The organism is Streptomyces cellostaticus (genome assembly GCF_023630175.1).
In the GTDB taxonomy this organism is placed as follows: Bacteria; Actinomycetota; Actinomycetes; order Streptomycetales; family Streptomycetaceae; genus Streptomyces; species Streptomyces cellostaticus_A.
Map to the genome: position 1 here is coordinate 91,221 of NZ_JALLIN010000004.1, position 19,589 is coordinate 110,809.

The 19,589-nt window shown below is 71.2% G+C and carries 17 protein-coding genes; 10 read left to right on the forward strand and 7 right to left on the reverse strand.

The features are described 5' to 3' along the window. Positions 1–89: 89 nt before the first annotated feature. Positions 90–1,529, reverse strand: a complete 1,440-nt coding sequence (locus MXD57_RS03670) for a gamma-aminobutyraldehyde dehydrogenase (protein WP_250399808.1) — start codon at positions 1,527–1,529, stop codon at positions 90–92. Between the two features lie 205 nt (positions 1,530–1,734). On the opposite strand from MXD57_RS03670, the gene MXD57_RS03675 reads away from it, so the two are divergent. From MXD57_RS03675 to MXD57_RS03700, 6 genes are all read left to right on the forward strand, one after another. After that, positions 1,735–2,256, forward strand: a complete 522-nt coding sequence (locus MXD57_RS03675) for an Lrp/AsnC family transcriptional regulator (protein ID WP_250399809.1) — start codon at positions 1,735–1,737, stop codon at positions 2,254–2,256. Further along, on the forward strand, positions 2,241–3,623 hold the full coding sequence (locus MXD57_RS03680; protein ID WP_250399810.1) for an aspartate aminotransferase family protein: 1,383 nt from the start codon (positions 2,241–2,243) through the stop codon (positions 3,621–3,623). The genes MXD57_RS03675 and MXD57_RS03680 overlap by 16 nt, the downstream gene beginning before the upstream one ends. Before the next feature lie 208 nt (positions 3,624–3,831). Beyond that, positions 3,832–4,572, forward strand: coding sequence for an ABC transporter ATP-binding protein (locus MXD57_RS03685; RefSeq protein WP_250399811.1), 741 nt, complete (start codon positions 3,832–3,834; stop codon positions 4,570–4,572). Beyond that, positions 4,554–5,915: a hypothetical protein gene (locus tag MXD57_RS03690; RefSeq protein WP_250399812.1), complete on the forward strand. Its 1,362-nt coding sequence runs from the start codon at positions 4,554–4,556 to the stop codon at positions 5,913–5,915. Before MXD57_RS03685 ends, MXD57_RS03690 begins: the two co-directional genes overlap by 19 nt. A gap of 178 nt (positions 5,916–6,093) precedes the next feature. Next, a complete protein-coding gene (locus MXD57_RS03695) occupies positions 6,094–7,221 on the forward strand; it encodes an LOG family protein (protein ID WP_250399813.1) in 1,128 nt (375 codons plus the stop codon). Between the two features lie 159 nt (positions 7,222–7,380). Next, complete coding sequence (locus MXD57_RS03700) at positions 7,381–8,079, forward strand: LAETG motif-containing sortase-dependent surface protein (RefSeq protein ID WP_308290647.1); 699 nt, start codon at positions 7,381–7,383, stop codon at positions 8,077–8,079. A 180-nt stretch (positions 8,080–8,259) separates the two neighbouring features. On the opposite strand, the gene MXD57_RS03705 is transcribed toward MXD57_RS03700, so the two are convergent. The 4 genes from MXD57_RS03705 to rlmN all read right to left on the reverse strand — a co-directional run bounded on the left by MXD57_RS03705 (position 8,260) and on the right by rlmN (position 13,335). Beyond that, a complete protein-coding gene (locus MXD57_RS03705) occupies positions 8,260–9,282 on the reverse strand; it encodes an ABC transporter ATP-binding protein (protein WP_250399815.1) in 1,023 nt (340 codons plus the stop codon). Beyond that, complete coding sequence (locus tag MXD57_RS03710; protein ID WP_250399903.1) at positions 9,282–10,883, reverse strand: ABC transporter permease; 1,602 nt, start codon at positions 10,881–10,883, stop codon at positions 9,282–9,284. Before MXD57_RS03710 ends, MXD57_RS03705 begins: the two co-directional genes overlap by 1 nt. 47 nt (positions 10,884–10,930) lie before the next feature. Beyond that, the gene (locus MXD57_RS03715) at positions 10,931–12,016 is read right to left on the reverse strand and encodes a thiamine ABC transporter substrate-binding protein (RefSeq protein WP_250399816.1); all 1,086 of its coding nucleotides are present in this window, start codon (positions 12,014–12,016) and stop codon (positions 10,931–10,933) included. Positions 12,017–12,228: 212 nt separating this feature from the next. Then, entirely contained in the window at positions 12,229–13,335 is a 1,107-nt protein-coding gene (rlmN, locus tag MXD57_RS03720) for a 23S rRNA (adenine(2503)-C(2))-methyltransferase RlmN (protein WP_250399817.1), read from the reverse strand. A gap of 169 nt (positions 13,336–13,504) precedes the next feature. On the opposite strand from rlmN, the gene MXD57_RS03725 reads away from it, so the two are divergent. Both MXD57_RS03725 and MXD57_RS03730 read left to right on the forward strand, forming a co-directional pair. After that, positions 13,505–13,726 carry a hypothetical protein gene (locus tag MXD57_RS03725; RefSeq protein ID WP_250399818.1) on the forward strand — a complete coding sequence of 74 codons (222 nt, stop codon included), beginning with the start codon at positions 13,505–13,507 and terminating at the stop codon, positions 13,724–13,726. A 326-nt stretch (positions 13,727–14,052) separates the two neighbouring features. After that, the gene (locus tag MXD57_RS03730; RefSeq protein ID WP_250399819.1) at positions 14,053–14,349 is read left to right on the forward strand and encodes a hypothetical protein; all 297 of its coding nucleotides are present in this window, start codon (positions 14,053–14,055) and stop codon (positions 14,347–14,349) included. Positions 14,350–14,723: 374 nt separating this feature from the next. On the opposite strand, the gene MXD57_RS03735 is transcribed toward MXD57_RS03730, so the two are convergent. After that, positions 14,724–15,344 (reverse strand): hypothetical protein, encoded by a 621-nt coding sequence (locus tag MXD57_RS03735; RefSeq protein WP_250399820.1) that lies wholly within the window; start codon positions 15,342–15,344, stop codon positions 14,724–14,726. A gap of 861 nt (positions 15,345–16,205) precedes the next feature. Here MXD57_RS03735 and MXD57_RS03740 point away from each other — a divergent pair. Then, entirely contained in the window at positions 16,206–17,033 is an 828-nt protein-coding gene (locus MXD57_RS03740; RefSeq protein WP_250399821.1) for a YhjD/YihY/BrkB family envelope integrity protein, read from the forward strand. 188 nt (positions 17,034–17,221) lie between these two features. Here the strand turns inward: MXD57_RS03740 and MXD57_RS03745 are convergent, their stop codons facing one another. Then, a complete protein-coding gene (locus MXD57_RS03745) occupies positions 17,222–18,676 on the reverse strand; it encodes a PP2C family protein-serine/threonine phosphatase (RefSeq protein ID WP_308290648.1) in 1,455 nt (484 codons plus the stop codon). Positions 18,677–18,932: 256 nt separating this feature from the next. Here MXD57_RS03745 and MXD57_RS03750 point away from each other — a divergent pair, with 256 nt between their 5' ends. Next, on the forward strand, positions 18,933–19,586 hold the full coding sequence (locus MXD57_RS03750; RefSeq protein ID WP_250399822.1) for a YceI family protein: 654 nt from the start codon (positions 18,933–18,935) through the stop codon (positions 19,584–19,586). Positions 19,587–19,589: the final 3 nt, after the last annotated feature.

A 19,589-nucleotide genomic window follows, 5' to 3' on the forward strand; every position in this document is an offset into this window, starting at 1 on the left:
ACCCGGCTCACGGACCGGGCGCCCGGCCGTCGCAGGTCCGGGCGCCAGGGGCCCGGGCCTGCGGCGGGGCCCTGCGCGTCCGCGGGACCCTACGCGTCGAGCGACGTCATCACGTGCTTGATCCGCGTGTAGTCCTCGAAGCCGTACGCGGAGAGGTCCTTGCCGTAGCCGGACTTCTTGAACCCGCCGTGCGGCATCTCGGCGACCAGCGGGATGTGGGTGTTGATCCACACGCAGCCGAAGTCGAGCTTCTTGGACATGCGCATCGCGCGGCCGTGGTCCTTGGTCCACACCGAGGAGGCGAGGGCGTACTCGACGCCGTTGGCCCACTCGACCGCCTGGTCCTCGTCCGCGAAGGACTGGACGGTGATGACGGGGCCGAAGACCTCGTTCTGGATGATCTCGTCGTCCTGCTTCAGGCCGGAGACGACGGTCGGGGCGAAGAAGTAGCCCTTGTCGCCGACCTGCTGGCCGCCGGCCTCCACCTTGGCGTGCGCGGGCAGCCGCTCGATGAAGCCGGCGACCTGCTTGAGCTGGTTGGGGTTGTTCAGCGGGCCGAAGAGCACGTCCTCGTCGTCCGGCTGCCCGGTCTTGGTCTCGGCGGCGGCCTTGGCCAGCGCGGAGACGAACTCGTCGTGGATGGACTCGTGGACCAGCACGCGGGTCGCGGCCGTGCAGTCCTGGCCGGCGTTGAAGAAGCCCGCCACGGAGATGTCCTCGACGGCCTTGGCGATGTCGGTGTCCTCGAAGACCACGACCGGGGCCTTGCCGCCCAGCTCGAGGTGGACCCGCTTGACGTCCTTCGAGGCGGACTCGGCGACGGAGATGCCGGCCCGGACGGACCCGGTGATGGAGGCCATCGCCGGGGTCGGGTGCTCGACCATCAGGCGGCCGGAGTCACGGTCGCCGCAGATGACGTTGAAGACGCCCTTGGGCAGGATCGAGCCGAGGATCTCGGCGATCAGCACGGTCGAGGCGGGGGTGGTGTCCGAGGGCTTCAGCACGACCGTGTTGCCCGCGGCGATGGCCGGGGCGAACTTCCACACGGCCATCATCATCGGGTAGTTCCACGGGGCCACCTGGGCGCAGACGCCCACCGGCTCGCGACGGACGATCGACGTCAGCCCGTCCATGTACTCGCCGGCCGAGCGGCCCTCGAGCAGCCGGGCCGCACCCGCGAAGAAGCGGATCTGGTCGACCATCGGCGGGATCTCCTCGGAGCGGGTCAGCCCGGTGGGCTTGCCCGTGTTCTCCACCTCGGCCGCGATCAGGTCCTCGGCGCGCTCCTCGAAGGCGTCGGCGATCTTCAGCAGGGCCTTCTGGCGCTCCGCGGGGGTGGTGTCGCGCCAGGCCGGGAACGCCGCGGCGGCGGCGGCCATCGCGGCGTCCACGTCCGCCTGGCCGGACAGCGGCGCGGTCGCGTACGCCTCGCCCGTCGCGGGGTTGACCACCTCGGTGGTCCGTCCGTCGGCGGCGTCCCGGAACTCACCGTCGATGTAGTTGCGCAGACGACGCAGCTCGGTGCTCACTGCCGGCCTCCTGATCTGGTTCGAGGGTTCGAGCTGTCCAGCCCGGCCAGCCGCTCCGGCTGTCCGAAGACTGAGACACCCCACCCTAATCGGCGCGGCCACGTTTTCAACACCCCCGTCGCCATTGGTTCTGCGAAATCCGCAAGGTTCAGACGTGTAAACAACGAATTTCATCGCCGCAACCTTGCGAAACTATCGAGACGTCGTGCAGAGTGAGGTCGTGGCCAGTCGAAGCGCAGACCAGAGGGACTCGCCCCGCGAGTCCAGGAACGGCAACAGCCCCCAGCTTGACGCCGTCTCCCTCGCCATCATCCAGCAGCTCCAGGAGGACGGCCGCCGGCCGTACGCCGCGATCGGCAAGGCCGTCGGCCTCTCCGAGGCGGCCGTGCGCCAGCGCGTCCAGAAGCTGCTGGACCAGGGCGTGATGCAGATCGTCGCCGTCACGGACCCGCTCACCGTGGGCTTCCGCAGGCAGGCGATGGTCGGGATCAACGTCGAGGGCGATGTCGAGTCGATCGCGGACGCGCTGACCGGCATGTCGGAGGTCGAGTACGTGGTGATGGCCGCGGGCTCGTTCGACATCCTCGCCGAGATCGTCTGCGAGGACGACGACCACCTGCTGGACGTCATCAACAAACGCGTCCGGGCGCTGCCCGGCGTGCGCTCCACCGAGAGCTTCGTCTACCTGAAGCTCAAGAAGCAGACCTACATGTGGGGAACCCGATAACCGTGACCGAGAAGGACCTCAGCCGCACCGCGTACGACCACCTGTGGATGCACTTCACCCGCATGTCCTCGTACGAGAACTCCCCCGTCCCGACCATCGTCCGGGGCGAGGGCACCTACATCTACGACGACAAGGGCAAGCGCTACCTCGACGGTCTCGCGGGCCTGTTCGTGGTCCAGGCCGGTCACGGCCGCACGGAGCTCGCCGAGACCGCCTTCAAGCAGGCCCAGGAGCTGGCCTTCTTCCCGGTGTGGTCCTACGCCCACCCCAAGGCCGTCGAGCTGGCCGAGCGCCTGGCCCACCACGCCCCGGGCGACCTGAACAAGGTCTTCTTCACCACCGGCGGCGGCGAGGCCGTCGAGACCGCCTGGAAGCTCGCGAAGCAGTACTTCAAGCTGACCGGCAAGCCGACCAAGTACAAGGTCATCTCCCGCGCCGTCGCCTACCACGGCACTCCGCAGGGCGCCCTGTCCATCACCGGCCTGCCCGGCCTGAAGGCCCCCTTCGAGCCGCTGGTGCCCGGCGCGCACAAGGTCCCGAACACCAACATCTACCGCGCGCCGATCTTCGGTGAAGACCCGGAGGCCTTCGGCCGCTGGGCCGCCGACCAGATCGAGCAGCAGATCCTCTTCGAGGGCCCGGACACGGTCGCCGCGGTCTTCCTGGAGCCGGTGCAGAACGCCGGCGGCTGCTTCCCGCCCCCGCCGGGCTACTTCCAGCGCGTGCGCGAGATCTGCGACAAGTACGACGTGCTGCTCGTGTCGGACGAGGTCATCTGCGCCTTCGGCCGCCTGGGCACGATGTTCGCCTGCGACAAGTTCGGCTACGTCCCGGACATGATCACCTGCGCCAAGGGCATGACCTCGGGCTACTCCCCGATCGGCGCCTGCATCGTCTCCGACCGCCTCGCCGAGCCGTTCTACAAGGGCGACAACACCTTCCTGCACGGCTACACCTTCGGCGGCCACCCGGTGTCGGCCGCGGTGGGCCTGGCCAACCTCGACCTGTTCGAGCGCGAGGGCCTGAACCAGCACGTGCTGGACAACGAGGGCGCCTTCCTGCAGACCCTGCAGAAGCTGCACGACCTGCCGATCGTCGGCGACATCCGCGGCAACGGCTTCTTCTACGGCATCGAACTGGTGAAGGACAAGAACACCAAGGAGTCCTTCAACGACGAGGAGACCGAGCGCGTCCTGTACGGCTTCCTGTCCAAGGCGCTGTTCGACAACGGGCTGTACTGCCGCGCCGACGACCGCGGCGACCCGGTCATCCAGCTCGCCCCGCCGCTGATCTCCAACCAGGAGACGTTCGACGAGATCGAGCAGATCCTGCGCGCCACCCTCACGGAGGCGTGGACGAAGCTCTGAGCCTCCGGCGCGAACCCGGATCATCCGACCGGATGATCAGCACCGGCCCCGGTGTCGCCCGTTCGAGTGAGAACGGCGGCCCGGGGCCGTGTGCTGTCCGGGCTCCCACGGAGGGCTGCCTAGCGTGCAGTGACCGATCGGCCCTGCCTTCGTTCACCCGGACGAGCGATCAGGCACGGGAAAACGGATCAGAACCGAGGTGTACGCCATGGAGGCCCCGCCGGACAACGACGTGCTCTGGGCACGCACCCTGCACTTCAGGCACCCGGACGGCTCCCCCGGCCTCGCCGGGGTCTCGCTCGGCGTGCGGGTGGGCGAGATCCTCGCCGTCGCCGGCCCTCGCGGCAGCGGCAAGACGACCCTGCTGCACTGCCTGTCCGGACTCCTCCCGGTGCGTGACGGCGAGGTCTGGTTCAACAGCTCGCCCGTGCACACCATGGGCCCGACGGCCCGCGAGCGGCTGCGGCGCGACCACTTCGGCTGGATCGAACCGGCGCCGGTGCTGGTGCCGGAACTGAACGTCTGGGAGAACACCGCCCTGCCCCTGCTGCTGCGCGGCATCGGCCGCCGGCGCGCCAAGGTGGCCGCCCTGGAGTGGCTGGAGCGCCTCGACGCCGGCGAACACGCGCGCAGGCACCCGCGGGAGTTGCAGCAGGCCGAGCGCCAGCGTGTGGCCATCGCCCGCGCGCTCGCCCCGGGGCCCACGGTCCTGTTCGCGGACGAGCCGACGGCCCCGCTGCACCACGGCGACCGGGCGCATGTGCTGCGCACCCTCACCACGGCGGCCCGCTCGCACGGCATCACGGTCGTCCTCGCCACGCACGACGCCCGGACCGCCGCGCTCGCCGACCGCACCGTCTCCCTGCTGGACGGGCGGCGGGTACGGACCCTGCCGCTGCCGGAAGCCGCAGAGACGGAAGGCCGGGCCGCGTGCTCGCTCTCCGTCTGACCCGCGCGGCCCGGCCCGCCGTCCAGGTGCGCCGGCTGCTGGTGGCCGCGGCCTCGGCGGGCACCGGCTTCCTCCTGCTGTCCTGCCTCGGCTACGCACTGGCCCACCCCGGGGCGCCGGGCACGGCGGTGCCCCGGCTGGTCTGGTGCGTGGCGCCGCTCGCGGCCACGGTGTACTTCGCGCTCGCCGTGGCCCGCACGGATCCCGGCACCAGGCCGCGTCCGGGTCTGTCGGCCGTGGGGCTCGGCCCGGCGCGGCTGATGGCGGTCTCGGTCCTGACCACCGTGCTGTCCTGCGGCCTGGGGTCGCTGCTGGCCCTGATGCTCTTCCTGCAGCTGCGCGGCGATCTGGCGGGCACACCGCTCGACGGGGCCGCGGCCCGGTTCCTGGCCACGGACCAGCCCCTGCCGCTGCCCGCGGCGCTGACCCTGCTGACCCCGGTCCCGGCGCTCGCCGCCGCGACGGTCGCGGTCGCCCTGCGCCCCCGGGACCCGCGCCCGCCGGCCGGCCCCCCGCGCTCCCCCGGCCGCCCCGGCGCGTACGGCCACCCGGCGCCCCGGGAGACGTTCGGGGCGTACGGACGGTTCGGGGTGCGGCCGCGCACGCCCGCGGCGGCGAGGCAGGCCGCCGTACCGCCTCCGTCCCCCGGCGCCACCGCGACGACGGTCGACGAGCCCGACGAGAACGGGACGGGGGTCCTGGAAGCCGACGAGGCCGGCGCCCCCGGCCGCCTGCCCTCCCCGGCCGCCACCCCCGCCGGTCTCCCCTGGGGCATCGCGGCGGTCGCCGCCGGGCTCGCCGTACAGGCCTACTCCGGCCGGCCCGCCACCGGCCCGGCCCTCACCCATCTGCCCGCCGGGGCCACGGCCGTCCTGGCGGGCTGGGTCCTCACCGCCGCCGGGCTGGTGCTGGCCGCCCCCGGCCTCACCCACCTCTGCGGACGCCTGCTGCAGTCCGTCCGCCCCGGAGCACTCCGGCTGCTGGCCGGCCGCGCGCTCATGGCGGAGGCCCCCCGGATCGGCCGGCCGCTCGGCGTGGCCTGCGCGGCCGCCGCGGCCACGTACGCCATGACCGTCCTGTACGAGGGTCCGGCCACGTCCCGCGGCCCGCTCGCCGCGCTCGGCGCGCTCGTGGTCACCGGCTCCACCGCGGCGACCCTGCTGACGGCGGCCGTCGAGGCCCGCCAGTGCCGGGCCGAGACCACCGCGGCCCTGCTCCGGCTCGGCGCCCCGGCGGGCATGCTGCGCACCGCCGCCGTCCTGCGCGCGGTCGCCCTGCTGGCGCTGTTCGGGCCGCTCACCCTGGCGCTCGCCCATCTCGCGGCCCTGGCGTCGGCCCGCTGAGACCGGCCCTCGAACCGCCACGCCCCCGATCCGGGGCCGGACGGATGCACTCCTCCAGGGCCCACGGAGGGGTCGTCCTCGTCCCGTGCGTATGCGGGCGACCCGACAACGCGGCGAGGCGCCGCAGCCGTCGTCGTGCGCCCGCCGGGGTCCACCGGACAGCCCTTAGCCTGAGCGGGTGGATCAGATACCCGCCCAGCCGAACCGCGCCGCCCGCGACCGTGAGATCGAGTCCCTCGCCGAGTTCGACGAGGTGGTCACCGCACACGGCTCGCTCGCCCGATTCCGCCTGCAGGCCGTCGATCTGACGGAACGCACGAAAGAGCTGCTCACCGTCGACACCGCGGACGCCGTCTTCCTCGGCTGCCCGATGGACCCGGAGGCCGCCGCGCACGTGCGCTCGGCAGGCGCCCTGGTCTTCCCGCCGATACCCGGACTCCCCTTCGATCCGTACCGCGGTTTCGCCTACACACCCGGCGAGTTGTTCGAGTCGCTCGACGAGGGCTACGAGGCGACGCCCGACGCACGGGCCTACGCCTGGTCCCGGCGCACCAAGTCGGACGGCGACGTCTTCGCCTCGATGCTGCGCGCGATCCACGACGACTCGGTCTCCGACGCCCTGGACGAACTCCTCTCCGGCGCCCGGGTGGTGGGCGTCATGGGCGGGCACGCGTTGGCCCGCGGCACCACCGGGTACGCGGGCGCGGCCCGGCTGGGCCGCGAGCTGACCCGCGCCGGGTTCACCGTCGCCACGGGCGGCGGGCCGGGCGCGATGGAGGCGGCGAACCTCGGCGCGTACGCCGCGCCCTTCGCCGACACGATGCTCGAGGAGGCGCTCCTGCTCCTGGCCAAGGAGCCGTCCTTCCGGCCGTCGGTCACCGACTGGGCGCGCGCCGCCTTCGAGGTACGCGAACGCTGGCCCGGCGGCGGGGAGTCGGTGGGCGTCCCCACCTGGTTCTACGGCCACGAGCCGCCGAACGCCTTCGCCGCGCACATCGCGAAGTACTTCACCAACGCCATCCGCGAGGACGGGCTGCTGGCCCGCTCGACCGCCGGGGTGGTGTTCCTGCCGGGCGCCGCCGGGACCGTACAGGAGATCTTCGACGACGCGACGCCCAACTACTACGAGTCCCGGGGTGAGCCCACGCCCATGGTGCTCGTGGACGAGGAGCACTGGACACGGCGGCTGCCCGCCTGGCCGCTGCTGCGGTCACTGGCCGAGGGCCGGTCAATGGAGTCCCGAATCAGCCTCGTTGACCGGATCGAGCAGGCCCCCGAGGCGCTGAAACGTCTCCGCGGGCAATAAGAAGGCAAAGCCAACGAGCTTTGCAGGCATATGCATTGACACTTCTTATCGAACGCTTATAGACCTGTGAGTCTCGTGGGGGTGCTGGGACCACAGCTCATCCGTGTTCCTCAACTCCTCCTCAACCCCCCGCAGTTATGCACTCTGTAAAGGACAAACGTGCCCAAAACTCGCCGTAACGCACGTCGTTCCGTGCGCATCCTGGGTGTCGCCTCCGCCTCCGTCGCGCTGGCGCTCGGTGTCGCCGGCCAGGCACTCGCATGCAACATCAGTGAGTTCTCCGCCGAGGCCAAGTGCGATGGCGACAAGGGTGTCATCGTCGTCACCGACAAGGACCGCTCCGGCACCCCGGCCACCATCACGGTGTTCCTGAAGACCGACGCCGGTGAGACGCCGGTCGGTGAGCCTCAGGTGGTCAAGGGTTCCCGCGAGGGCGCCATGGTGACCTTCCAGGAGGACTGGAAGCCGGACGCGACGTACCGCATCCACGTCAAGACGGACCGGTTCAACGTCGACAAGGACATCGAGGGCGGGCTGACGACCCCGGCCACGGCCTGCAAGAAGGAGGAGTCCCCCTCCCCCAGCGCGCCGGACAGCCCGTCGTCGAGCCCGTCCCCCTCCGCGCCCGAGGAGTCCGAGTCCGCCACGCCGACCCCGTCGGCGTCGGAGAGCAGCACCGCCCCGGCGGGCACCTCGAACAACGCGCCGTCCCCGGCGGCCGGTGACTCGAACCTCGCCGAGACCGGTGCCAACTCCAACACCGGCATGATCGCCGGTGTCGCCGGCGCGCTGGTCGTCGTCGGCGGTGGCGCGGTCTTCTTCGGCATGCGCCGCCGTGGGGCGAAGAACGGCGGCTGACGCCCGACTTCGCACACCGCTCGTGCAACACCGCGGCCCGTCCCCGTATCCCCGGGGGCGGGCCGCGGTCGTGCGCGGCACAAGCCGGTCCGCTCGAGCCGGCGGTCCGGCACCGGGCACCCGGCCGGCGCTCGGGGACCGCGCGAGCGGCGCGACACCCCCGTTCCGGGCACCCGGTGATCAGCCGAGCACGACGATCTCGTCCGCGTCGAACGTCAGCCCCACCTCGTCCCCCGGCTCCGGCGCGACCCGGAGCGCGCAGGCCGCCTCCACGGGCGGTCCGCCGTCCCGGGGCAGCAGCCGTACGGCCACATGCGTGCCCCGGAAGGTGCGGGCGGTCACCACGCAGGGCAGCCCCTCCGCCGCCGCCACCAGCCGCACACCGGCGGGCCGGACCAGCAGTGGACGATCGCCCTGGACCGAGCCGTCGGGCACCGGCAGCTTGCCCCAGGGGGTGTCGGCGACGCCGTCGGAGACGGTGGCGGGCACCACGTTCTCGAAGCCGAGGAACCGGGCCACGAACTCGTCGGCGGGCCGTTGCCAGACCTCCAGCGGAGTCCCGGACTGGGCGATCCGCCCGTCCCGCATCACCACCACCCGGTCGGCCAGCGCGAACGCCTCGCCCTGGTCGTGCGTCACGGCGAGCACGGTGGTACCCAACCGGCCGAAGAGCTCACGGAGTTCCACCACGAGCCGGTCCCGGAGCGAGCGGTCGAGCTGGCCCAGCGGCTCGTCCAGCATCAGCAGCCGGGGCCGGGGCGCGAGCGCCCGGGCCAGCGCCACCCGCTGCTGCTCGCCACCGGACAGCCCGGCCACGGCCCGCCGGGCGGCGCCCGGCAGACCGACCAGCTCCAGCAGATCCCCCACCTCGGCGTCCCGCTGCCCCTTGGCGACCCCGTGCATCCGCAGCCCGAAGGCCACGTTGCCGCCGACGTCCCGCTGCGGGAAGAGCTGGTGGTCCTGGAACATCAGGCCGACACCGCGCCGGTGCGCCGGCACACCCGTCTGGTCCCGGCCACCGAGCAGCACCCGCCCCGAGTCCAGCGGCTGCAGCCCGGCCACCGCCCTGAGCAGCGTGGACTTTCCGCTGCCACTGGGCCCGAGCACACACACCACCTCGTGCTCGGCGACATCGAGGCCGACCGCGTCGAGCACGGGCCGCCCGCCCAGGCGCACGGTCGCGGCCTCGAGGCTCAGCAGCATCAGAACTCCCCCGTCCGGTCCGTGCGCAGCCGCTCCAGGACCAGCAGCGCGGCGGCGCACACCACCATCAGAATCGTGGACAGGGCCATCGCCTGCCCGTAGTTGAGCTCCCCGGGCCGGCTCAGCAGCCGGGCCACGGCGACCGGAAGCGTCGGGTTGTCGGGCCGCGCGATGAACACGGTCGCCCCGAACTCCCCCAGGGACACCGCGAAGGCGAACCCGGCCGCGATCAGCAGCGCCCGCCGCACCAGCGGCAGGTCGACCTCCCGCCACACCCGCCAGGGCGAGGCGCCGAGCACGGCCGCCGCCTCCCTGAGCCGGCCGTCCACCGCCCGCAGCACCGGCAGCATGGTGCGCACCACGAAGGGGGCGCCGACCAGCGCCTGGGCGAGCGGGACGAGGATCCAGGACTGCCTGAGGTCCAGCGGCGGCCGGTCCAGGGCGATCAGGAAGCCGAAGCCGACGGTGACGGCGGAGACACCGAGGGGCAGCATCAGCAGCGCGTCGAAGCCGCGCACCAGCCGCCCCGCGTCCCGGCGGGCCAGCGCGGCCGCGGCCAGCCCCCCGATCAGCAGGGCGATGCCGGTGGCGGCGACGGCGTACTCCAGCGAGGTCCACACGGCGTGCAGCGGCGCCACCAGGAAGGTGCCTCCGTCGGCGTCGGTCAGCGCCCGGTAGTAGCCGAGGCCGGGCGCGTCCAGGGAGCGCCGTACCAGGACGGCGAGCGGCAGGACGAGCAGCAGCACGACGGTGAGCAGGACCCCGGCGAGCAGCGCCCACTGCCCGGCGCCGCGCGGCCGGTGCGCGGTCGTCTCCGGGGCGACCAGGCGCAGCGCGCTCTCGCGCCGCCGCACCGTCCAGGCGTGCACGGCGAGGATCGTGCCCACCGCGACGAACTGGACGAGGGTCAGCACGGCCGCCGTGGAGAGGTCGAAGACCTCCGACGTCTGCCGGTAGATCTCCACCTCCAGGGTGGAGAACGTGGGGCCGCCGAGGATCTGCACCACGCCGAAGGAGGTGAAGGTGAACAGGAAGACCATCAGCGCGGCGGCGGCCACGGCGGGCGCGAGGGCCGGGAGGGTGACCGTGCGCCACGCCGTCAGCGGTGCGGCGCCCAGCATCCGCGCGGCCTGCTCCTGCCGAGGGTCGAGCTGGGCCCACAGCCCGCCGACGGTCCGTACCACGACCGCGAAGTTGAAGAAGACGTGCGCCAGCAGGATCGCCCACACGGTGGTGTCCAGCCGCACGCCCCACAGGTCGTCCAGCAGCCCGCCGCGTCCGACGAGCGCCAGGAACGCCGTGCCCACGACGACGGTCGGCAGCACGAAGGGGACCGTGACGACGGCCCGCAGCAACTGCTTGCCGGGGAAGTCGAGGCGGGCGAAGACATGGGCGGCGGGCAGCGCCAGCAGCAGGGTGAGCGCCGTGGAGGCGAGCGCCTGCCAGGTGGTGAACCACAGCACGTGCCGGATGTCCGGCTGGGTGACGACGTCCGCCATCCGCCCGAACCGCCAGACGCCGTCGGCCTTCAGCCCGCGCGCCACGATCGCGGTGACGGGCCAGGCGAAGAACACGGCGAAGAACACGGCGGGCAGGGCCATCAGCCCCAGCCGCGCCGCGCTCCCGCGTGCGGTGCCCTCGCGGGCCGCTACCTCAGTACGAGCGACGTCCACGACTTGACCCAGCTGTCACGGTTGGCGGCGATGGTGCCGGGAGCCATGGTCTCGGGGTTTTCGGCCTGCGGCCCGTACTTGGCGAAGTCCGGCGGGACCGCGGCGCCCTCGCGCACCGGGTAGACGAACATGTTGAGCGGCATGTCCTCCTGGAACTCCTTGGTGAGCAGGAAGTCGAGGAACGCCTTGCCGCCCTTGGCGTTCTTGGCGTGGCTCAGCAGGCCCGCGTACTCGGTCTGCCGGAAGCAGGTGCCCTGGGACACCCCGGTGGGGGCGGTGTCGGGCCGCTTCTTCGCGTAGATGACCTCGGCGGGCGGCGAGGAGGCGTACGACACCACCAGCGGCCGGTCCCCGCCGGCCTTCCTGCCCTCCGACGATCCGGAGAACTCCTGGTAGTAGGCCTGCTCCCAGCCGTTGACGACCTTGACGCCGTTTTCCTTGAGCTTCTTCCAGTAGTCCTGCCAGCCGTCCTTGCCGAACTTCGCGGCGCTGCCCAGCAGGAAGCCGAGGCCCGGGGAGGAGGTGGAGGCGTTCTCGGTGACGAGGAGGTTCTTGTAGGCGGGCTCGGCGAGGTCGGCGAAGGTCCGCGGCGGGGTCAGCCGGTGCTCCTCGAAGTAGGCCTTGTCGTAGTTGACGCAGATGTCGCCGGTGTCGACGGGCGTGACGCGGTGCTCGTCCTGGTCGACGCGGTACCCGGGCAGGACCCGGTCGGAGCCCGCCGGCTCGTAGGACTGGAACAGCCCGTTGTCCAGGGCGCGCGAGAGCAGGGTGTTGTCGACGCCGAAGAAGACGTCGCCCTGCGGGTTGTCCTTGGTCAGCAGCGCCTTGTTGACGGCCTGGCCCGCGTCGCCGCTCTTGAGGACCTTGACCTTGTACCCGGACCGCTTCTCGAAGTCCTTCATGACGCTCTTCGAGACGAGCCACGAGTCGTGGCTGACGAGGGTCACGGTCCCGGAGTCCGCGGCGGAGTCCTTGGCGCCCTGCGACCCGCACCCGGTCAGCGCGGGCAGCGCGAGAAGGCCGAGCCCGGTGGCCACGGCCACGAGAGTCTTGTTGTGCACTGGATGTCCTCCTGGGGTTGGCCAGGAAGAGACGCGGCCCCGCCCGGGCTCCGCGAGGGAGTCCCGGGCAGGGCGCAACAGCTTGAGTGATGACCGAACTTCCTACCCAGAATGACCTGGGCGAGGTTCAGAGGGTCTGCGGCCCGGTTGCCGCACTCTCAGCGCTGTGGCGCTCCCCTGTCGGAATATGCAGATGTGTTGACGTGGCCAGATTATCGCTCGGTCGCCGCGAGCTGACCACAGGCCCCGTCGATCTCCTGTCCCCGGGTGTCCCGGATGGTGACCGGTACCCCGTGGGCCGCGACGGCCTCCACGAACGCCTTCTCGTCCTCGGGCCGCGAGGCGGTCCACTTCGAGCCGGGCGTCGGGTTCAGCGGGATGAGGTTGACGTGCACGGGCTTGCCCCTGAGCAGCCGGCCGAGCCGGTCGCCTCGCCAGGCCTGGTCATTGATGTCCCGGATCAGCGCGTACTCGATGGACAGCCGGCGCCCGGACTTGGCGGCGTACTCGAACCCGGCGTCCAGCACCTCGCGCACCTTCCACCGGGTGTTCACCGGGACGAGGGTGTCGCGCAGCTCGTCGTCGGGCGCGTGCAGGGAGATCGCGAGCCGGCACTTGAAGCCCTCGTCGGAGAACCGGTGGATGGCCGGGACCAGCCCGACCGTCGACACGGTGATGCCGCGCTGCGACAGCCCGAGCCCGTCCGGGGCGGGGTCGGTCAGCGCCCGGACGGCGCCGACGACCCGCTTGTAGTTGGCGAGCGGCTCCCCCATGCCCATGAAGACGATGTTGGACAGCCGCGCGGGCCCGCCCGGCACCTCGCCGTCCCGCAGCGCCCGCATCCCGTCCACGATCTGGTGCACGATCTCCGCGGTGGACAGGTTCCGGTCCAGGCCGGCCTGCCCGGTCGCGCAGAACGGGCAGTTCATCCCGCACCCGGCCTGCGAGCTGATGCACATGGTGACCCGGTCCGGGTACCGCATCAGCACGGACTCCACGAGCGTGCCGTCGAACAGCCGCCACAGCGTCTTGCGGGTCGTCCCCTGGTCGGTCGACAGATGCCGCACGACCGTCATCAGCTCGGGCAGCAGCGCTTCCCGCAGCCTGCCGCGCGCGGCGGCGGGGATGTCGGTCCACTCCGCCGGATCATGCGCGTACCGCGCGAAGTAGTGCTGCGAGAGCTGCTTGGCACGGAACGGCTTCTCACCGATCTCGGCCACGGCGTCCTTGCGCTCGGCGGGCGTGAGATCGGCGAGATGCCGCGGCGGCTTCTTGGCTCCGCGGGGGGCGACGAAAGTGAGTTCTCCGGGCTTGGGCATGGTGGTACCAGTGTCGCAGATCCAAGCGGGGAGCCCAGGCCGGAGCGGGGTGGGGACGGTCACCACGGGTGCCTGCCGTCAGCTCCGGCCGGCCCCGCACGGCCCGGGAACGGCCCGGGGCTGCGTGCTCCAGAGGTGGGATGATCTTTCCATAGGAGTGCGAGTGGACATGCTTGAGCTGATGGAATGGCCGGCCGAGCGCGGGGTCACGACCGTCTTCAAGGTCGACGGTGACCGTACGGCGGAGCGGCGGACGGCATGGATGGTCATCGTCAGCGGTGGGCCGCTCGGCGAGGACTCGTTCTTCCGTGCCGACCTGCCCCGCCCGGAGGCATGCCTCGAATCCTTGCTCGCCCATCTGGAGAGCAGGGACCTGTCGCCGTTCGCGTGATCAGGATGTTCTCCGGGGCCGTTGCCGCCGCTCGTGGTTCCGCCGAGCCCGGGCCTCCCAAACGATCTTGAAAACTCTCGTGGGAGCGATGCCACGGAGGTTCCGGTCCCCCCTCCGCACGAGGAGCAGTGGGACCGTGGCGCCGAGACCTGGCGAGGTGACCTCCTCCTCCGGAAGCGACTTGCCGTGAGGCGGAGTCCTGGGCAGCTGCGGTTCCCACCTGCTCCGATGGTCCGCGGACGTCCGCGCTTGTCCGCCGTTGTTCATCTGCGTTGTCACGCAGATGAAGACTCAAGGCTGGGGGGGGCCGCGATACAGTGCGCGCCGTGGAGATACCCAGATGGTTCGTCTGGATCGCTTTCGGTCTGGCCGTCTTGCAGGCCCTCGGCCTCGTTCCCGTCATCCGCCGGCTGCGAGGATCCGACCCGTCGGCGCATTTCGAGGCCCGCCTTGACCTACTGGACGCCGTCGCTTCCCTGATGCTCCTTGGCGGCATGGTGCTGAGTCTCGCAGTGGCGGAGTCCTGGTTCTGGCTCACCTTCGCGGGCTTCGCAGCCATGACCGCCGTCTACGCCGTGAAGGGTGCTGTCCGGCTCCGAGCTCGCCGCCATCCCACGGCCTGATCCGAACGACAGGCTCAGACCGCTCGGCGCACCGCTGCTTCCCGTCCTGGGTCTTGCCGGGGATATAGGTGACCTCGTTTTCGCTGCTCAGGAGTGGTGGGCTCGGGCGCCTGGCCGTCGTCGTCGGTCGTCACCGGCCGCTCTTGAGTAACCTCGGAGGGCCCAGAGACGGCCCAGCTTCGGTGCGCTCGACCGGCACCGCCCACAGCTTGGGAAGCTGCGATCATTCCGCTCCTACTGGCGCGCTGACCTGGGAGAACGGCGACAGGGTGGCCTCTTCGAGCGGGGCTGCTTTCACCGTGGTTCTCCACTGTTCCCCACTCGATCTGGTGCGCTTGTGGTGCGGAGCTGCTTGAACGGTGCTGAAGAGCGCCTCATCCCTGGCATTCTTTCGCCGTTCGGTGCACCTGCACGCTGTCCACTTGAAATGAGCCTTGGGGGAGGCGATTCCCCAAGTCCCAAGCCTTGTTGGCAAGCCGACTGGTGAACTCATCTGTCAGGGTGTTGGTACGGACGAGGATCAACTTGTAATCCGCGCCAGCGTCCTTCTTGTTGCCGCCGACGACAGCCTGGACGTCCCACTTGCCGTAAGCGTCTGCTGACGAAGACTCGGCAAGCGTAGATGGCTCGATGTGGCGGCTCAGGTAGTAGGTGGACCAGGCGTCAGCGCCTCGCACCACCAGCCAGTAGGATTCGTCCTTTTGGAGCCGTGGGGTCACACCCCTGACCGCCGTGCACTGGTCGACTTTGTCTCCCTGGGTGGGGCTGACGATGAGCGCCGGCGGTGGGGCAGTCGATCGGACCGAGGCTGACGCCCCGTCGTGGCTTTCGGACCCGGGGCCGCTGTACTGGAGCCATCCGGCCATGAACGCCCCGGCAGCACTGATGATCGCGGTGACTACCCCGATCCAAGCAGCCTTGACTTCAGGGGCCGCCCTGACGCGATGGTCTGATGTCTCGCGATCGGCCTCGGGGTCGCTTTGCGCCGTCGTCACTCGGTCTCCACGTCTCATGGCCAAGCTCACGAGGGTCCTCTGGCCGGCCGACCCGAAACCAGTCACTCCCCCCTTGGCCAGCACCAAGCACTAGCTAGGTGGGTCACGCTAGGTCAATCGCTTGGCCTCAGCTCCGAAACGGACAGGCATTCACCCAGACGGGTGAGGGGCGCCTCACTTGTACGCCTTACAAATATCCCGATCCGCACTTGAGCCATCAACTTGGGAAGCTTGGGTGCTTCCGGGACGGGAACCTTGCTGACCTGCGACGGAGCGATGCCGACGCCCGATGAACGCGGACTTCTCTCCCCGGTGTTCCCCGTGGTCCCCGCAGGATCTGACCACCGCGTAAGGAATTCGATTCGAGCCCGCCCCGGCTGCTGTCGTCGGCGGGTGCAACAGCCTGACAGGGGTGTTGGTGTACGTCCCCGTCCAGCGTCGTTGATATCAGATCGCCGGCGACTTCGGCGTCCACCCGATCACGTTGTCGAAGTGGCTACGTCGTGCCGAAACCGGAGAGGGCGCCAGGCCCGCGGCGACGTCGGGTGAGTCGGCCGAGCCGCGCGGGGACCGCAAGCGGATCCGGTTGCTGGAGCAGGGGAATGAGGTGCCCAGGAGGGCTGCGGCGTATCTGGCGCAGGCGATCCCGCCGGCAGAATGATGTATCCGCCCGTCCCCGCGCGGGCTCGTGTCGCCCTCATCGGCCCGGCGGCCTTCCGTTAGCCTCGCTTCGTCCGAAGAGTCTCGATCCTCGCGGAAGGCGGGCCGGCGGAGATCAATCGAGAGCGCCTCGTCAGAACGCTGACGTTCTGGCTCCGGCCCGCGTTCGCGTTGCGGGTCATCAACCGGTTTCAGAAGATCGTGGGTTTCGACCGCTCGATGGCCCTCGCGTCCAGCGCCCTGACGGCGCTGGTGCCGGTCTCCATCCTCCTCGGCGCCGTCTTCGGGCAGTACGACGCCGCGGAGCGGATCATCCAGCGCTACCAGCTCACCGGTGCGGGCGCCGAGGCGGTCAGATCGTTGTTCTCCCCTGCCCAGGGGAACAGCGCGAGTGTGGGCGTCTTCGGGGTCGCGTTTCTGACGATCTCGACGCTGAGTTTCACCCGGGCCGCGCAGCGGCTGTTCGAGCAGGCGTGGGAACTCAGGCCCCTCAGTGTGCGCAACACCCGCAACGGCTTGTGGTGGATCCTCGCGCTCGGCGGCTACGCGACGGTCATCGCGGTGCTTTCCGCCCTCCTGGGCGGGCACGCGCTGGGTCTGGTCGCCTCGGTGTGCGAGGTGCCGGTGACCGCGGTGTTCCTGGTCTGGAGCGGCCGGCTCCTGTCGGCGAAGCGGATCGGCCTGCGGGACCTGGTGCCGTTCGGCGTCACCGGCGCCGCGCTGACGGCGCTGTACTCGGTGGGCGCGGCCATCTACCTGCCACGCCTGTTCAACTCCTCCGCCGCCCGCTACGGGGTGGTCGGTGCGGTCTTCGCGATGATCTCCGCCCTCTTCGCGGCCATGCTCGCCCTGGTCGCGTCGGCGGCACTGGGCCGAGAAGTACGGGACGAACTCGGCCGGATCCGTGCGGGCCACCGCCCGTCCGATCGCGAGGTCCGCCGGCAGTGGGACAAGGTGGTCGAGCAGACGCGGTCGCGGTGGCGCGTGGTCCGGGGCCAGGTCTCGCACCGTCAGGGCTCGGACCGCTGACGGGGGCGTCCCCGGCCACCGGCGGCGCCACGGCCGTTGCCGGTGGCCCGTGGTCCTCCCGGGTTCGCGGGATCCGTGGTGCGTCACATGTTCCGCCGGCCGCGCCGGAACGGCGGGAAGCCCCCACCGCGACAGTGCCGCGGACGCGCACCGGCTCCGGGCGGGGGAGCGTCCGGGCACCCCCTTGCTCAGGGGGTCTGTCCGAAGCCGCTCGTGTGGATGACGCGGCCGTGGCGGCGGTGTCCGTGGCGGTCCGGGTGACGGTGCAGGGCGACCAGGGCGGCGTCGTCGTTGAGGCGTCCGCGGGTGTGGGCCAGCAGATCGCGGTGGATGTGGTGGAGCAGCGACTCCGGACCGCTCCTGTTCCACTGGGCGACCCGCGTCTCCAGGGGGTAGAAGCGGCCGTCGCGGTCGCGGGCCTCGATGACACCGTCCGTGTAGAGCAGCAGGGTGTCGCCCGGCTCGAAGGAAGCCGCGTCGATGGCGTAGGCCTCGGGTCCCGTTTCCATGGTCCCCAGTGGTGGTGCGGGGTGGAGGCTGGGGACCGTGAGGGCGCTGTGCGGGCTGAGCAGCAGCGGAGGGGGGTGCCCGCAACTGATCATCCGGATGATGTGGTCGTCGTCGGGGAGTTCCAGCAGCAGGGTGGTCGCGAACCGCTCGCCGGCCTCCGCGGTCGGCTCGAAGTCGGCCAGGTACCGGGTCACGCTGTGGTCCAGTGTGGTGGCCAGGTCGGGAAGGGTGGCGTGCCGGTGGGCGGCCTCGCGGAAGGCGCCGAGGAGGAGGGCGGCCTCACCGATGGCGGACAGCCCCTTGCCCCGGACGTCCCCGATCATGATGCGCACGCCGCCGGTGATGCGGGTGGCCGCGTACAGGTCGCCGCCGATCTTCGCCTCGTCCTCGGCGGCCAGGTACAGACAGGCGATCTGCAGCGGCCCCATGCGCTCCGGCAGCGGCCACAGCAGGCCGTGCTGCGCGGCCTCGGCGACCGACCGCACCTGGGCGAGCTGGCGCTGGCGGCGCTCGCGCACCAGGCAGAAGACCACGCTCAGGGCCGAGAGCACCGCGAGGGCGAGGATCTGGACCAGCACGTTGCGCGAGAAGAGCACGCCGAAGTGCCAGCCGATGTACGCCTGTGCCGTCACCGCCAGGGCGCCGACCACGCCGGTGAGCCAGGCGCCGGTGAACGAGGCGGTGATCGCGGGGGCGATCACCAGCAGCGGGCCGAGGTGGACGTCCTCGGGGACCAGCTGGTCGACGGCCGTGATCACCACGATGAGGACGATCGGAATCAGCAGCAGCGCGTGACTCGACCGCCGTGGCTGCCACATACCGGCTGAGCTGTCCTCAGCTTTCACATGTTCCACATTGCCACCGTCGAGGACGCCCGACGAGCAGACGCCACCTCGGTCGCCCGGCGGCGGGCCGCGTGGCTCAGGAGCCCCGCGGGGGATCCAGCCGTCCCGGGGCGCCCAGGAGGGCTCCACCGCGCTCCGTATCCTCTGGGCCGCCAGGGCGCAGGTCGGCAGGGCGCAGGTCGGCAGGGCGCGGGTCGGCAGGAGAACGGCCCGGAGTCCGTAGAGGATCGCCGTCTGCGGCTCGTAGCCCGACGCCCCGTCCAGCCCCAGGAGCAGCAAGGACTGCATTGCCGCAGGATGGGGGCGGTGCCACGGGCGGCGCGGCGCAACGGGACACTCCGTTCCGACGGGCCCAGCCCGGGCCGCCGTGCTCCCCCGCGCGGCGTCGGCCGCCGCGGGTGCCGAACCGCAGAGCGGCCGAGGCGTCCACCATGAGCCGCAGGCCCGGGGCCGCTCCCCTCACCTGTGAAGTTCTGCTGGTGAACGGTCGGGTTTCCTGGTCGGGTCTTGCCGGGCCGGGCGCGCTGCCGTAGCAAGGTGCTCCATGAACCTTTTCGGCCGCAGTCCTTTCCAGCGGCGTCCGGAGGCGACCGCCTCCCCCGCCGCGCACACCGCATCGGCGTCCGGTGCCACCGCTGTCCTGCCCGATCCCGGTCTGGCATCCCTGACCGGGGAGTGGGCGATCGACCCCGCGCACAGCAGGATCGGGTTCTCCGTGCGGCACGCGATGGTGACCACGGTGCGCGGCGCCTTCACCGAGTACGAGAGCCGGCTCCACTTCGACGCCGCTGACCCGGCCCGCTCCCGGGCCGACATCGTGATGTACACGGCGAGCGTGGACACCGGTGTGGAGCAGCGTGACGCCCATCTGGTGGGCCGCGAGTTCCTGGACGCGGCGACGTACCCGCGGATGTCGTTCACGAGCACCGCCGTACGGCTCGCCGGCGAGGACGTCTACCGGATGGCCGGCGATCTGACCATCAAGAACATCAGCCGCCCCGTCGACCTGGAGCTCACCTACATCGGCCATGTGACGGACCCGTTCGGCTACGAGCGGGTCGGTTTCGACGGCACCACGACCATCAACCGGTGCGACTGGGGTCTGACCTATGACGCCAGGCTCGCCCAGGGCGGGGCCATGGTGAGCGAGAAGGTACGCCTCCAGTTCGACATCGCCGCCATCCGCACCGCCTCCTGAGCC